Source organism: Pseudomonas sp. MF6751, assembly GCF_016613265.1.
In the GTDB taxonomy this organism is placed as follows: domain Bacteria; phylum Pseudomonadota; class Gammaproteobacteria; order Pseudomonadales; family Pseudomonadaceae; genus Aquipseudomonas; species Aquipseudomonas fluorescens_BV.
Window position 1 is genome coordinate 25,165 of sequence record NZ_JAENSV010000047.1, and the last position, 14,170, is coordinate 39,334.

At 62.9% G+C, this 14,170-nt stretch carries 11 protein-coding genes; 6 read left to right on the forward strand and 5 right to left on the reverse strand.

The window, feature by feature from the left end:
• Positions 1-2 precede the first annotated feature (2 nt).
• The 4 genes from purH (at position 3) to JJD66_RS24085 (ending at position 6,722) form a co-directional block, all read left to right on the forward strand.
• Complete coding sequence (purH, locus tag JJD66_RS24070; protein WP_200649203.1) at positions 3-1,610, forward strand: bifunctional phosphoribosylaminoimidazolecarboxamide formyltransferase/IMP cyclohydrolase; 1,608 nt, start codon at positions 3-5, stop codon at positions 1,608-1,610.
• A 170-nt stretch (positions 1,611-1,780) separates the two neighbouring features.
• Positions 1,781-3,073 carry a phosphoribosylamine--glycine ligase gene (purD, locus tag JJD66_RS24075; protein ID WP_014716727.1) on the forward strand — a complete coding sequence of 431 codons (1,293 nt, stop codon included), beginning with the start codon at positions 1,781-1,783 and terminating at the stop codon, positions 3,071-3,073.
• Between the two features lie 116 nt (positions 3,074-3,189).
• Positions 3,190-5,964 carry a hybrid sensor histidine kinase/response regulator gene (locus JJD66_RS24080; RefSeq protein ID WP_200649204.1) on the forward strand — a complete coding sequence of 925 codons (2,775 nt, stop codon included), beginning with the start codon at positions 3,190-3,192 and terminating at the stop codon, positions 5,962-5,964.
• A gap of 161 nt (positions 5,965-6,125) precedes the next feature.
• Positions 6,126-6,722, forward strand: a complete 597-nt coding sequence (locus tag JJD66_RS24085; protein ID WP_003171467.1) for a MarC family protein — start codon at positions 6,126-6,128, stop codon at positions 6,720-6,722.
• On the opposite strand, the gene JJD66_RS24090 is transcribed toward JJD66_RS24085, so the two are convergent.
• From JJD66_RS24090 to cobG, 5 genes are all read right to left on the reverse strand, one after another.
• Positions 6,719-7,498: a hypothetical protein gene (locus JJD66_RS24090; protein ID WP_105225593.1), complete on the reverse strand. Its 780-nt coding sequence runs from the start codon at positions 7,496-7,498 to the stop codon at positions 6,719-6,721. The genes JJD66_RS24085 and JJD66_RS24090 overlap by 4 nt on opposite strands.
• 238 nt (positions 7,499-7,736) lie before the next feature.
• The gene (gene cobJ / locus JJD66_RS24095) at positions 7,737-9,374 is read right to left on the reverse strand and encodes a precorrin-3B C(17)-methyltransferase (protein WP_200649205.1); all 1,638 of its coding nucleotides are present in this window, start codon (positions 9,372-9,374) and stop codon (positions 7,737-7,739) included.
• Entirely contained in the window at positions 9,374-10,105 is a 732-nt protein-coding gene (locus JJD66_RS24100) for a precorrin-2 C(20)-methyltransferase (protein ID WP_198715494.1), read from the reverse strand. The genes cobJ and JJD66_RS24100 overlap by 1 nt, the downstream gene beginning before the upstream one ends.
• Positions 10,105-10,731 (reverse strand): precorrin-8X methylmutase, encoded by a 627-nt coding sequence (locus JJD66_RS24105; RefSeq protein WP_034126410.1) that lies wholly within the window; start codon positions 10,729-10,731, stop codon positions 10,105-10,107. Before JJD66_RS24105 ends, JJD66_RS24100 begins: the two co-directional genes overlap by 1 nt.
• Complete coding sequence (cobG, locus tag JJD66_RS24110) at positions 10,724-12,070, reverse strand: precorrin-3B synthase (RefSeq protein WP_200649206.1); 1,347 nt, start codon at positions 12,068-12,070, stop codon at positions 10,724-10,726. The genes JJD66_RS24105 and cobG overlap by 8 nt, the downstream gene beginning before the upstream one ends.
• Positions 12,071-12,108: 38 nt before the next feature.
• Between cobG and cbiE the strand changes: the two genes are divergently transcribed.
• Positions 12,109-13,314: a precorrin-6y C5,15-methyltransferase (decarboxylating) subunit CbiE gene (cbiE, locus tag JJD66_RS24115; protein ID WP_200649207.1), complete on the forward strand. Its 1,206-nt coding sequence runs from the start codon at positions 12,109-12,111 to the stop codon at positions 13,312-13,314.
• Entirely contained in the window at positions 13,311-14,030 is a 720-nt protein-coding gene (locus JJD66_RS24120) for a cobalt-precorrin-6A reductase (RefSeq protein WP_200649208.1), read from the forward strand. The genes cbiE and JJD66_RS24120 overlap by 4 nt, the downstream gene beginning before the upstream one ends.
• Positions 14,031-14,170 lie beyond the last annotated feature (140 nt).

Consider the following 14,170-nt stretch of genomic DNA (forward strand, 5'->3'; position numbering starts at 1 on the left):
AGATGACCGACCAGACCACCCGCCTGCCGATCCGCCGTGCCTTGATCAGTGTTTCCGACAAGACCGGGATCCTTGAATTTGCCCGGGAGCTGGAAGCCCTGGGTGTGGAAATCCTCTCCACGGGCGGGACCTTCAAACTACTGCAGGACAACGGCGTGGCCGCAGTGGAAGTCGCGGACTACACCGGTTTCGCAGAGATGATGGACGGTCGCGTCAAGACCCTGCACCCGAAAATTCACGGCGGCATCCTTGGCCGTCGCGGCATCGACGACGCCATCATGACCGAGCACGGCATCAAGCCCATCGACCTGGTGGCCGTTAACCTCTACCCGTTCGAAGCCACCATCAACAAGCCAGGTTGCGACCTGCCGACCGCCATCGAAAACATCGATATCGGCGGCCCGACCATGGTGCGCTCGGCGGCCAAGAACCATAAGGACGTGGCCATCGTGGTCAATGCCAGCGACTACGCCAACGTCCTGGAAAACCTCAAGGCCGGCGGCCTGACCTACGCCCAGCGCTTCGACCTGATGCTCAAGGCGTTCGAACACACCGCCGCCTATGACGGCATGATCACCAACTACATGGGCACAGTGAACCAAGCGGCTGACACCCTGAGCACAGAAGGTCGCAGCCAGTTCCCGCGCACCTTCAACAGCCAGTTCATCAAGGCCCAGGAAATGCGCTACGGCGAGAACCCGCACCAGAGTGCGGCGTTCTACGTGGAAGCCAAGCCGGCCGAAGTGGGCATCGCCACCGCCACTCAGTTGCAAGGTAAAGAACTCTCCTACAACAACGTGGCCGATACGGACGCTGCGCTGGAATGTGTGAAGAGCTTCGTCAAGCCGGCCTGCGTGATCGTCAAGCACGCCAACCCGTGCGGCGTGGCCGTCAGCCCGGACGCTGAAGGCGGTATCCGCCAGGCGTACGAACTGGCCTACGCCACCGACACCGAATCCGCATTCGGCGGCATCATTGCCTTCAACCGCGAACTGGATGCCGAGACCGCCAAGGCCATCGTCGAGCGTCAGTTCGTCGAAGTGATCATCGCCCCAAGCGTCAGCGAAGAAGCCCGCGCCATCGTCGCCGCCAAAGCCAACGTGCGCCTGCTGGCCTGTGGCGAGTGGTCGGCAGACCGCGCCGCGGCCTGGGACTACAAGCGCGTCAATGGCGGCCTGCTGGTACAAAGCCGCGACATCGGCATGATCGGCAGCGATGACCTGAAAGTCGTGACCAAGCGCGCGCCGACCGAGCAAGAGATCAACGACCTGATCTTCGCCTGGAAAGTGGCCAAATACGTCAAGTCCAACGCCATCGTCTACGCCAAGAACCGCCAGACCATCGGTGTCGGCGCTGGCCAGATGAGCCGCGTGAACTCGGCACGTATCGCCGCGATCAAGGCTGAGCATGCCGGTTTGCAGGTGGTGGGTTCGGTGATGGCTTCCGATGCGTTCTTCCCGTTCCGTGACGGCCTGGACAACGCCGCGAAAGCTGGCGTGACCGCCGTGATCCAACCGGGCGGTTCGATGCGTGATGCAGAAGTCATCGCCGCCGCTGATGAAGCGGGCATTGCGATGGTCTTCACCGGCATGCGCCACTTCCGCCACTGATTGATTTGATCTCAAGCGGGCGCTGGCTTGATGTGGGAGCTGGCTTGCCTGCGATGGGGGCACCTCGGTGCAACTGACACACCGAGGTGCCCCCATCGCAGGCAAGCAAGCTCCCACAGGAAAACAGCCAACAGTGCTCCCCCGAATTTGCGTCATCCGAGGTTTTTGAAATGAATGTTTTGATCATTGGCAGCGGTGGCCGTGAACACGCCCTGGCCTGGAAAGTAGCCCAGGACCCACGCGTGCAGAAAGTCTTCGTTGCTCCCGGCAACGCCGGCACCGCCATCGAAGCCAAGTGTGAAAACGTCGCCATCGACGTGCTGGCCCTGGAGCAGTTGGCAGATTTTGCCGAGAAGAATGTTTCCCTGACCATCGTCGGCCCGGAAGTGCCACTGGTAGCAGGCGTCGTCGATCTGTTCCGCAGCCGTGGCCTGGATTGCTTCGGCCCTACCGCTGGCGCCGCCCAACTGGAAGGCTCGAAAGCCTTTACCAAGGACTTCCTGGCTCGCCACAAGATCCCGACGGCCGACTACCAGAACTTCACCGAGATCGAGCCTGCACTGGCTTACTTGCGTGAGAAAGGCGCACCGATTGTGATCAAGGCCGATGGCCTGGCTGCCGGCAAAGGCGTGATCGTCGCCATGACCCTGCAGGAAGCCGAAGACGCGGTGCGCGACATGCTCGCCGGCAATGCCTTTGGTGACGCTGGTTCGCGTGTGGTCATCGAGGAGTTCCTCGACGGCGAGGAGGCCAGTTTTATCGTGATGGTCGACGGCAAGAACGTATTGCCGATGGCCACCAGCCAGGACCACAAGCGCGTCGGCAACGGCGACAGCGGCCCGAACACTGGCGGCATGGGTGCCTACTCCCCGGCGCCCGTTGTAACCGCCGACGTCCACCAGCGCGTAATGGACCTGGTGATCTGGCCAACCGTGCGCGGCATGGCGGATGAAGGCAACGTGTACACCGGTTTCCTCTACGCCGGCCTGATGATCGACAAAGCCGGTAACCCCAAAGTCATCGAGTTCAACTGCCGCTTCGGCGATCCGGAAACCCAACCGGTGATGCTGCGCCTGCAATCGAGCCTGGTGCTGCTGGTGGAAGCCGCCCTCGCCCAGGCCCTGGACAAGGTCGAAGCGCAGTGGGACCCACGCCCGAGCGTCGGGATTGTGCTGGCGGCCGGTGGCTATCCTGCCGACTACGCCAAGGGCGATGTGATCGAAGGCCTCGACGCGGCCGCTGCGCTGGAAGGCAAAGTGTTCCATGCCGGCACCGCGCTCAAGGACGGTAAAGTTGTAACCGCCGGTGGCCGCGTATTGTGCGCCACCGCGATGGGTGCAAGTGTCGATGCCGCGCAACAACAGGCGTACAAACTGGCGGCGAAAATCGACTGGAAAGGCTGCTTCTACCGCACCGACATTGGCTACCGTGCCATTGCCCGCGAACGCGGTGAGAACAACTGAGCAGCTACACTTGCAGTAGCTATCCGTTCGGTTAGGTAAGGGCCTTTGGCCCTTGCCGTACCCTGTCGCCCCGCGCATAGTTAACCCGTGCATCCACCTACCGAAGGGATTTCGCCGTGCGCTGGCTCAGGATCGCCATAGGTTTCACAATCAGTCTGCTGACCCTGCTCTGCTTGCTACCGGCCCAGGCCGCCGCGCAAGGCAGTGGCTGGGCAGTATTGCTTGATGAACAGGCCGACCTGCAACTGAGCGACATCCGTTCCGCCCGCTATACCAATCAATTCAGCCCCATCGAACTGGACCGGATCACAGCCGCTCAGCCGGACGGTGCGCTGTGGGTGCGCTTCAGGCTACAGCCCGGCAAGCACGAAAAAGTGCTGCGGGTGTTCGCCCCAGACCTGTCCAGCCTGAGCCTGTACGTGCTGGACGGCGACACCCTGGTGGAGCAACAAACCACCGGCACACGCCAGCCCCAGGCTGAGCGTCCGTTGCCCAGCAGTGACTTCATGCTGCCGATGCCTCAAAGCCAACGGCCACTGGAGGTGTACCTGCGCCTGGTCTCGGAACACGAGCTGCGCCCTTACATCACTCTGGAACCAGCGGTGCTGGCGGCCGCCAACCAGAACCAGACGCTGATCTACGGCCTGCTGTTCGGCGTGCTGTCGATGCTGATCCTGCACAACCTCACGCGCTTCGCCTACCACCGCTCGCGCAGCAGCCTGTGGCTGGCCGCGTGCGAGTTCCTGTTAATGCTCAGCCTGGCGCTGTTGCTCAACCTGGTGGGGCCATGGCTGCCGAACTGGCACGCAATCCAGACCCCCGGTGCCTACCTGGCCCTGCTGCTGACCGCACCCTGTGGGCTGATGTTTGCCTACCGCTTCTTCATGCCCCTGGGCCCGCACCCGCTGAACAAAGTGTTGATGGCCGACATCCTGCTGATCATCCTGTGCGGCCTGCTGTTGTTGTTCGTCAACACCCTGCCGCTGAACATCATCACCTATGCCCTGGTCGCGCTGGCGGGCCTGAGCATGCTGTTTGTCTCGGCCTATCACTGGCAAAAAGGCTACCGCCCGGCGCGCTTGTTCGTGGCGGCCATGGTGGTGTTCAACATCGGCACGCTGATCATCCTGCCCGCACTGCTCGGCCTTACCCTGGTGGCGCCACAGGGGCTGATCGTCACCCTCTTGAGCTTTATCTGCCTCAGCGGCCTGCTGATGAGCCTGGCCCTCGGCGAGCGCCAGCGCGCCATTGTCGAAACTCGTTTCAGCCTGAGCCGCGATCTGGCGGCCAGCAATGCCGAAGTCGCCGCCAAAGCCGAGTTCCTGGCGAAGATCAGCCACGAAATCCGCACGCCCATGAACGGTGTGCTGGGCATGACCGAGTTGCTGCTGGGCACACCGTTGTCGGTGAAGCAACGCGACTATGTGCAGACCATCCACAGCGCCGGTAATGAGTTGCTCACCTTGATCAACGAGATTCTCGACATTTCCAAGCTCGAATCCGGGCAGATCGAACTCGATGATGTGCAATTCGATCTCAATGCATTGATCGACGACTGCCTGAGCATCTTCCGCGCCAAGGCCGAGCAACAGAATGTCGAGCTGATCAGCTTTATCCAGCCCCAGGTGCCACGGGTGATCAGCGGTGACCCGACACGACTGCGCCAGGCTTTACTGAGCCTTCTGGAAAACGCCCTGCACAAAACCGATGAAGGCGAAGTGCTGATCGTTGTCGCTCTGGATGAGCGCAGCAGCAAGCCACGCCTGCGCATTGCCGTGCAAGACAGCGGCGTACCCATGGAAGCTGCCGAACGCGACGCCCTGCTCCACAGCGAACTGCACAGCAAGAACTTCCTTTCGGCGACGCGCTTGAGCGGCCACTTGGGCTTGGTCATCGCACGCCAGCTGATCTTGTTGATGAACGGCGAGTTCGGCGTCAAGAGTGGGAGCCACCAGGGCAGTACCCTGTGGCTGACCCTGCCGCTGGACCCGGAACGCCTGGAACACCCGACCAGCGACCTCGACGGCCCGCTCAAGGACGCCCGCGTGCTGGTGGTGGACGACAACGACACCTGCCGCAAAGTGCTGGTGCAGCAATGCACGGCCTGGGGCCTGAACGTCAGCGCCGTGCCTTCGGGCAAGGAGGCCCTGGCGCTGCTGCGCACCAAGGCGCACCTGCGTGATTATTTCGATGTGGTACTGCTGGACCAGAACATGCCCGGCATGACCGGCATGCAACTGGCGGCGAAGATCAAGGAAGACCCGAGCCTGAACCACGACATCCTGCTGATCATGCTCACCGGCATCAGTAACGCACCGAGCAAGATCATTGCGCGCAACTGCGGGATCAAGCGCATCCTCGCCAAACCGGTGGCTGGCTACACCCTCAAGACCACCCTGGCCGATGAACTGGCCCAACGCAGCAAAGGCGCCCCCGTGGCACGCCCGGCCCCCAGCGCACCGGCAGCCATCACCGTGCCCAGCGATTTCCGCATCCTGGTAGCCGAAGACAACAGCATTTCCACCAAAGTGATTCGCGGCATGCTCGGCAAGCTCAATCTCGACCCGGACACCGCCAGCAACGGCGAAGAAGCGCTGCAAGCGATGAAAACCCAGCGCTATGACCTGGTATTGATGGACTGCGAAATGCCGATTCTCGATGGCTTCTCCGCCACACAGCAACTGCGGGCATGGGAAGTCAGCCACCAACGCGTGCGCACGCCAGTGGTGGCGCTCACCGCGCATATCCTGTCGGAACACAAAGAACGCGCCCGCCAGGCAGGTATGGACGGGCATATGGCCAAGCCGGTGGAACTGTCGCAGTTGCGCGAGCTGGTGGACTACTGGGTGGCGCAGCGCCAACAGCGCCCTGAGCACAGCACCCTTTCCTGACTTGAAATACCATCCCCTGTGGGAGCTGGCTTGCCTGCGATAGCGATGTATCAGTCACTGATGTATTAACCGACCCACCGCTATCGCAGGCAAGCCAGCTCCCACATTTGATCTGTGTCGGATAGACTCCTCCACACTTTCCCCGCCCGCGAGCCGCCCCCATGCTCCATGTGTTGTTCAGCGTTTACCTGAAGATGCTGGTGCTCTACAGCCCGTTCTTTGTGCTGTCCTGCTTTATCAGCCTGACCCGTGGCTACTCCAGCAAGGAGCGTCGGCGCCTGGCATGGAAAGTTGCACTGGCCACCCTGGTATCGAGCGTGTTGCTCTACCTGTTCGGCCGGGTAATTTTCAGCGTGTTCGGCATTACCGTGGATGCGTTCCGTATCGGCGCCGGCAGTGTATTGTTTATCTCCGCCCTGGGCATGGCCCAGGGCAAGTCGGCGGTGCAGACCGACAACGTGCAGCAGGACGTGACCATCGTGCCGCTGACCATCCCTCTCACCGTCGGCCCCGGCACCATCGGCGCCTTGCTGGTGATGGGCGTCAGCCAACCACACTGGGACGACAAGCTTACCGCCATCCTCAGTATTGCCCTGGCCAGCCTGACGGTGGGCGTGGTGCTGTACCTGTCCAACCGTATCGAACGCATTCTCGGCGACCAGGGCTTGCAGATTGTCAGCCGGTTGATGGGCCTGTTCGTCTGCGCCCTGGCCGCGCAAATCATTTTTACCGGGGTACGGGGCTATCTGGTGCCTTAGATCCGGTATTTGGCGATAGCCATTTCCACTTTGTCACCGGCGCTTTCGCGCATCAGTTGGATGGTTTTCTCGTTGACCATAGAGGTATTGAGCACCAGGCAAGTCTGCCCGCTGAAGGCCTCGAACGAGGAGCTGTCCCACTCCAGGAAGGGCAGGCCCACCTGTTTATCCACACCATGGGTGCTGTAGGTCACCAGCACCATGATCAACTCGCCGTCTGTTTCAGCGCAGGAGGCCAGGCCGAAATCGCCGCCCTCATGCACCGCGCAATTGCGCTTGAACAGCTCGAAAGACGCTGGCTGACGCTTCAATGCATCCAGCGCATCGGCGGCCAGCTTGGGCAAGGCGCTAAGCAGTGGCCCGAACAGCGCCGTCGACGTCAGCATCGAGGCGATGATATTCAACGCCGCCAGTTGCACCGTCAGGCCCTTGCCCGCACGCGAGACCCGCTCAAAGCGACTGCGCAGCGGCAGCCACCCCAGGCTGACCATCACCTTGATAAATTCCTCGTACCACGCCTCGCTGCCCCGCTGGACGTTCAGCACATCGCTCACATAACTGCTGGCCAGCAGATAGCTTTTGCGTACGTATTCGCGGTTCAACGCCGACAAGCCTTCGGCAAATGAAATCACCCCGTTGTTGACCACGGCCGCATTGCAATCATCGTCGCGATCCAGCGCGCAAGCGGCCTGCCTGGCAGGTGCGCCCGGCAATTTGTAGGCGGCAATCAACTTGCGCCTTTTTTTACTGTTGATCCTTCTGTGACGTCGCTCCATTTTCTGTTCTCCACAAGCACCCCACATGGGGCTTGCTTCCACCCTAGTCCAGGGAGCTGCGGGGTTTCCATGCGATAAACATCCCTTGGACTGCCCCGCCCAAAACCAGCGTCCAGCAATGACAAGGCGCGGCGGGCAGGCGTGCGGTTTTCATCGCATAAAAAAAGAAAAAGCTCCGAACAACGCCAGGGGAATCCCTGGGTTATCCGGAGCTTTCCGGCGGCCAACGGGGCTGTTTTCAGGAGTTGGGTTTGTCGCCATACCAACGTGGTGTGTACACCCACTCGCCGCCACCCGCGCGCGGGAACACACAGGTGGTGGATGAACCGATCAGCACCATGGTGCGCATGTCCACCTGCTCGGGCGTCAGTTGCCCCAAGGTAGTGACGCGCAGCGTCTGGCCTGGACGACCGATGTCACGGCCCAGCACCACCGGCGTCTGCGGCGTGCGATGCAGCGCGACGATCTCCAGGGCGCGTCCCAGTTGCCAAGGCCGCGACCTGGAGATCGGGTTGTAGAACGCCAAGGCCAGGTCGGCCTGGGAAGCCAGGTCCAGGCGTTTTTCGATGATCGCCCAGGGCTTGAGATTATCCGACAGCGACATCACACAGAAGTCATGCCCCAGCGGCGCGCCCGCCTGGGCAGCGGTGGCCAGCGAAGCGGAAACCCCCGGCAGGATTTCCAGGTCGACCTGATGCCACGCCGGCTCGCTGGACTCGTGCAGCGCCTCGATCACCGCTGCGGCCATGGCGAATACACCCGGGTCACCAGAGGACACCACCACCACCGAGCGGCCTTGCGCGGCTAGCTCGAAGGCGTGGCGTGCGCGCTGCATTTCTTCGCGGTTGTCAGTGCAGTGTTGCACTTGGTCGTCCCGGAAAGGCCCGGCCATGCGCACGTAGGTTTCATACCCCAGCACATCGGTGCAACGCGCCAGTTCCGCCTTCACCGCCGGCACCATCAGTTCTGCGGCGCCGGGGCCCAGGCCGATCACCGCCAGACGCCCGCGCGGGCGCCCAACCTGTGACAGGTCCAAGGGCTGCTCGGCCACGGTGATACTGATGTCCGCAACGGGTTCCAGTACGGCAAAACGCAGCGGTACGCCCAAGGCCGACGCGGCTTCATGCAAGGACGCGTCAGCCATCTGCAGATCACTGGCCAGCAGGCAGGCCAGGGATTGCACGGCGACCCCCGCCTCATGCAGCGCTTGGCGCACACGCTCGGCCAACTGCGCACCCGGCCGGCAGGTGGCGTAGACATTCTGCGGGTAAATCAACAACTCGTTGGCTGCCGGTGTGCGCTCGGCACTGCCCACATGAATCGCCAGGCGCGCCTGTTGATCCTGAGGCAGGTTAGCGTCCTCCAGCCATGGCGCCGCGCCTTCGATGCGCACGCTTTCGCCGGCCAGAAGGTCGCAGACAAAGCGTTTGCCCAACTCGATGTCGGCCAGTTGATAGCCCGCCGGCGGGTTGAGCAGGCAGGTGCCAAAACGCAACTCGCCGCTGGTGGTGATGGCGGCGGACACGCCGAGCGCTGCGGCAATGTCGCGCGCCATGAGGTTCACGCCCCCCAGGCCACCGAGCAACGGCACCACAGCGCTGCCGTCTTCAGCCACGGCCAGCACGGCGGGTTCTTCGCCCTTTTCCAGCAGCAACGGTGCAAGGGTGCGAATCACAATGCCCGCGGCGCACAGGGCAATCAGTGGTGTGCCCTGCTGATAAAGCTGACGCAAGGTCGCGCCGAACTCGCTGTAGCTGCGGTCTGCTCCCTCAACCCGTGTGGCCAGGCCGTGGATCAACGCGCCGGGGTAAACCTGCTGGAGCCTGCGCGCAGTCGCCAGGCTGCCTTGGCCCAGAATCACAATCGCCGGGGTCATCAACCTTGCCACCGTTCACCGGGCACGATGATCAGCGAGAAGTACGGCGACGACATCGGCTCCACCTGATCCAGCGGCACGATCTTCTGGTTGGCCATGGTCGCGCGTTCCACGTACAACGCCCGCTCGGCCAGACCCAGTTCTTCCAACACCTGGCGCACTTTCGGAAAGTTGCGCCCCAGCTTCATGATCACTGCGGCATCGGCATCCGCCAGGCGGCGCTTGAGATCCTCATGGGGCAATACGCCCGAGAGCACCGACAAGCTCTGGTTGCGATACACCAACGGCGCGCCGAGTACCGAGGCACCACCGAGCATCGAGCACACACCCGGAATCACCTGGGCCTCGTAGCGCTCGGCCAGGCGGTCATGCAGGTACATGTAGGAGCCGTAGAAAAACGGGTCACCTTCGCAGATCACCGCCACGTCGCGGCCCGCGTCCAGGTGCGCGGCCACGTCGAGGCTGGCATTGTCGTAGAAGTCGCTGATCACCTGCTCGTAGGACAGCGGCGCCGGCAGCACTTCGGTGGTCACCGGGTACACCAGCGGCATCAGGGTCTGTTGCGGCACCAGGTGGTCCTCGATGATGCCGAAGGCGTTGCCCTTCTTGCCTTTGGCCACGAAGTACGCCACCACCGGCGATTCACGCAGCAGGCGCAGGGCTTTGAGGGTAATCAGTTCCGGATCACCGGGGCCGACGCCCAGGCCGATCAAACGTCCGCGCAGCTGCATTATTCGACCTCCGTGGCCAGGGCATTGACGGCGGCGGCAGCCATGGCGCTGCCGCCCAGGCGACCTTGCATGATCACGAACGGCACCCCACGACTATCAGCGGCGAGCATGGCCTTGGATTCGGCGGCGCCGACAAAGCCCACCGGAAAACCCAGGATCAACGCCGGCTTCGGCGCACCGGCATCGAGCATTTCCAACAGGTAGAACAACGCGGTCGGCGCGTTGCCGATCACCACCACACTGCCTTCCAAATGCGGACGCCACAGTTCCAGAGCGGCGGCGGAACGGGTATTGCCCAACTCCCGCGCCAGCTCCGGCACGCTGTCGTCGCGCAGGGTGCAGATCACCGGGTTATTGGCTGGCAGGCGTGCGCGGGTCACGCCTTCGGACACCATCCGCGCATCGCACAGAATCGGCGCACCAGCGGCCAGCGCATCGCGCCCGGCCTTGCCCGCACCTTCGGAAAACTGCAGACCGTCGATGGCCTCGACCATGCCGCACGCATGGATCACCCGCACCGCGAGTTTTTCCAAATCAGCCGGGATGCGGTCCAACTTGGCTTCCGCGCGAATAATGGCGAAGGAGTTGCGATAGATCTCCTGACCGTCGCGGATGTAATCAATCATCGGTGTTGCTCCGTGGACGAGCGCGCAACAGGGCGCCCGCCGCTTCAATGGAAAGAGTACGCGCGTGCAGCCGGCCGAAACCAGGCTGGGCTGCATCGCGAAAATAGAGGTCGTATTGGCCGGGGCTCACCGCCAGCAAGGTGACTGGCGCGGTGTGCGCGGCAGCGCAGGAGCGCAGGCAGCCGGACAGATGCACCTCAACGCCCGGTTGCAGAGCGGCCAGTTGCACGGCGTCGGCCTTGGTGTCGGCCAAGCCTTTTGCGCAGCCGCTGGAACCGGTGCAGGCAATCATGCGCGCCAGCGGGTGGTCGAGCGAGCAGATAAAGCCCAGTTGCGCCAGGCGCTCGGTCACGGCGTAAGGCTTTTCGACGTTGGGCACCAGCACGCCCTGCCAAGGGGTGAAGCGCAAGGTGCCGTCCCCATAGTCACTGGCCAGTTGTGCGGCGCCCTTGAGCATCGCCGGGTCCAGGCGGCCCAAGGGCGCGAGGGCGGCGACATAGAACTGATTCTTTTGCACTTGTGGATAAGTGCCCACCTGGAGCGACGCGTCGCTGGCCGGACGTGTGAAGCCGTCGACTGGCAGCAACGGCAAGCGCAAATGGCTCAGCACGTTATCCACAGGCAAATGGCGCATGCGCGTTTGCTCTGGGGTGGCGAGGTCCAGAAAGGCTTCCAGCACTGCCACGACCAACCCATGCCCCTGGTTCAAAGGCACGGCGGCCAGGGGCGCATCCAGACCGGGACAGCCGGCCAGGCCAAACGCGAGCAGGGTTTCGCCATGGCGTACGAAGGCCGACAACCACAGGTCGTGGTGATGCTCGAGCATCGCCAGGTCTTCGCCGCCATCGAGTTGCACCGCGAACTTGGCTGACAGCTCATGGAAACGCGGATGGTTCTCCAGGGTGGCGAGGATCTGCGCGGCCAGCGGGCGGGTGTCGAACAGCATCTGCGGGTCAATGCCGGCGCTGGGGCTGAGCATCAGGTTGCGCACGTCGTCACCGCCCGCGTTGCTGGGCCCCAGGCCCGCCGCCAGCAGTCGGGCGATCAACGCTTCCTGCTCGGCGCCGATGCCGCGGATCTGCAGGTTGGCGCGGTTGGTCGCCTCGATCACCCCGCCCGCATACGCCTGGGCCGCGTCCGCCACGGCGTGGGCCTGGGCGGCAGTGATCGCGCCGCCCGCCAATTTGACTCGGCAAATGCCACCGTCCAACGCCTGGACAATACGCAGCAACCCCGGACAAGCCGAGGGGCGCAAGGTATTCACAGCGGGCGTTGGGTTCACGGGGCTACCGGTTGACGGGTAAAGGCGCGGTATTATGCCTGCTTTGTCCGGCGGCATGAAAAGCCTGCCCGTCGGATGTCGTTCAAGGAATTGATATGTCGCCCTGGCTGACGGTTGTAGGCATCGGTGAAGACGGCTTCAAAGGCCTGGGCAGAAATGCCCGGCATGCCCTGTTGCGCGCCACGCAGATTATAGGCGGCCAACGCCAGTTGGACCTGTTGCCGGTGTGCATTCGTGGCGAACGCCAGGCGTGGCCGAGCCCGTTTTCCCTGGAGCCAGTGTTGTCGCGGCGCGGGGAGCCTGTGTGCGTTCTGGCCAGTGGCGATCCGATGTTCTATGGCGTCGGCGCCAGCCTGGCGCGGCAAGTGCCAGCTGAAGAGTTGTTGATTTTGCCCGCGCCATCGTCGGTATCCCTGGCGGCGGCGCGCCTGGGCTGGCCGTTGCAGGAGGTGATGACGTTATCCGTGGTGGCTCGTCCGGTGGCGGCACTTAATGCGCATCTGGCCAGTGGCGTGCGCTTGTTGGTGTTGAGCAATGACGCTAGCAGCCCCGCTTTGATTGCCGCGTTGTTGGTCGAACGTGGTTTTGGCTCCAGCCGCATCAGTGTGTTTGAACATTTGGGCGGCCCGGCTGAACGGCGTATCGACGGGCACGCGCAAGCGTGGGAGCACACGGCGGTTGCCGATTTGAACCTGGTCGCCATCGACTGCCTGGCGGATGCGAACGCACCGCGTCTGTCGCGTCTTGCCGGCTTGCCGGACTCGGCTTTCAAACACGATGGCCAACTGACCAAACGCGATGTGCGCGCCATGACCCTCGCCCGCCTCGCGCCCATGCAGGGCGAACTGTTATGGGACGTGGGCGCGGGCAGTGGCTCCATCGGTATTGAATGGATGCGCACCCATCCCAGCTGTCGCGCCTTCGCGATCGAAGCCGACGCAGGCCGACAAAGCCTGATCGAACACAACCGCGACGCCCTCGGCGTGCCCGGCCTGCAACTGATTCGCGGCAAGGCTCCGGAGGCATTAAGCGGCCTGGAAACACCAGACGCCATCTTCATCGGCGGCGGCGTCACCCGCGACGGCGTGCTCGATACCTGCTGGCAACACCTGCGCCCCGGCGGCCGCCTGGTTGCCAATGCCGTGACCCTGCAAAGCGAAATTACCTTGATGAACTGGCGTGCCGAGCATGGCGGTGAACTGACCCGCATCCACGTGGCCCAGGCGCAGCCCCTGGGCGAGTTCGATACCTGGCGCCAGGCGCTGCCGATCACGTTGCTGGAAGTGATCAAACCGTTATGAAAAGGATTCTTTTACTGGGCGGCGTCACGGAAGCGCTGGCCATCGCCCGTACCTTGGGGCCGGAACACGTCTACAGCCTGGCCGGTGTGGGCCGCGTACCCTCCGACCTCACATGCCAGGTGCGGGTCGGCGGCTACGGCGGTAGTGAAGGCCTGGCGCAGTTTGTACGTAACGAACGCATCAGCCTGATCCTTGATGCCACGCACCCGTATGCGGTGCAGATCAGCCGCAACGCGGCCGAGGCTGCAAGGGCATGCGGCGTACCTTGCTGGGCATTAAGACGCCCGGCGTGGCAGCCGCAGCCGGGGGATGATTGGCGAGAGGTCGCCGACTGGGCCGAACTGGTCGAAGCGCTCAAACCCTTCAAGCGCCCGCTGTTCACCTTGGGTCGCGAACCCTTGCAGCACCTCGACGAAATCCCCGCCGAGCAGTTCTGGACCTTGCGCGCGCTGGATGTGTATCCCGGCAACGAGCGCTGTGAGGTGATCGGCGCACGCGGGCCGTTTTTGATCGAGGATGAACGGACGTTATTCGAAGAACGGCGGATTGATGTGCTGATCAGCAAGAACAGCGGCAGCACCGCCACAGAGCCGAAGCTGGAAGTGGCGCGTGAGCGGGGGGTGCCGGTGTTGGTGTTGAAGCGGCCGGTGTTGGCTGCCGTAGATCGAGAATTTACGGCAGTGGCAGCGTTGCTACAGGCAATCACCCTTTTCTAAACACCACCTATCCAATGTGGGAGATTCTATGGTTGAGGGGCAACCCTCAACCAACTTTTGGTTGATATTCGCTTTGCCCTTTCAGCAGAGCGAACACCACCCGAGCAAGCTTGCGGGCCAGTATTACCAACGCCTGTGTG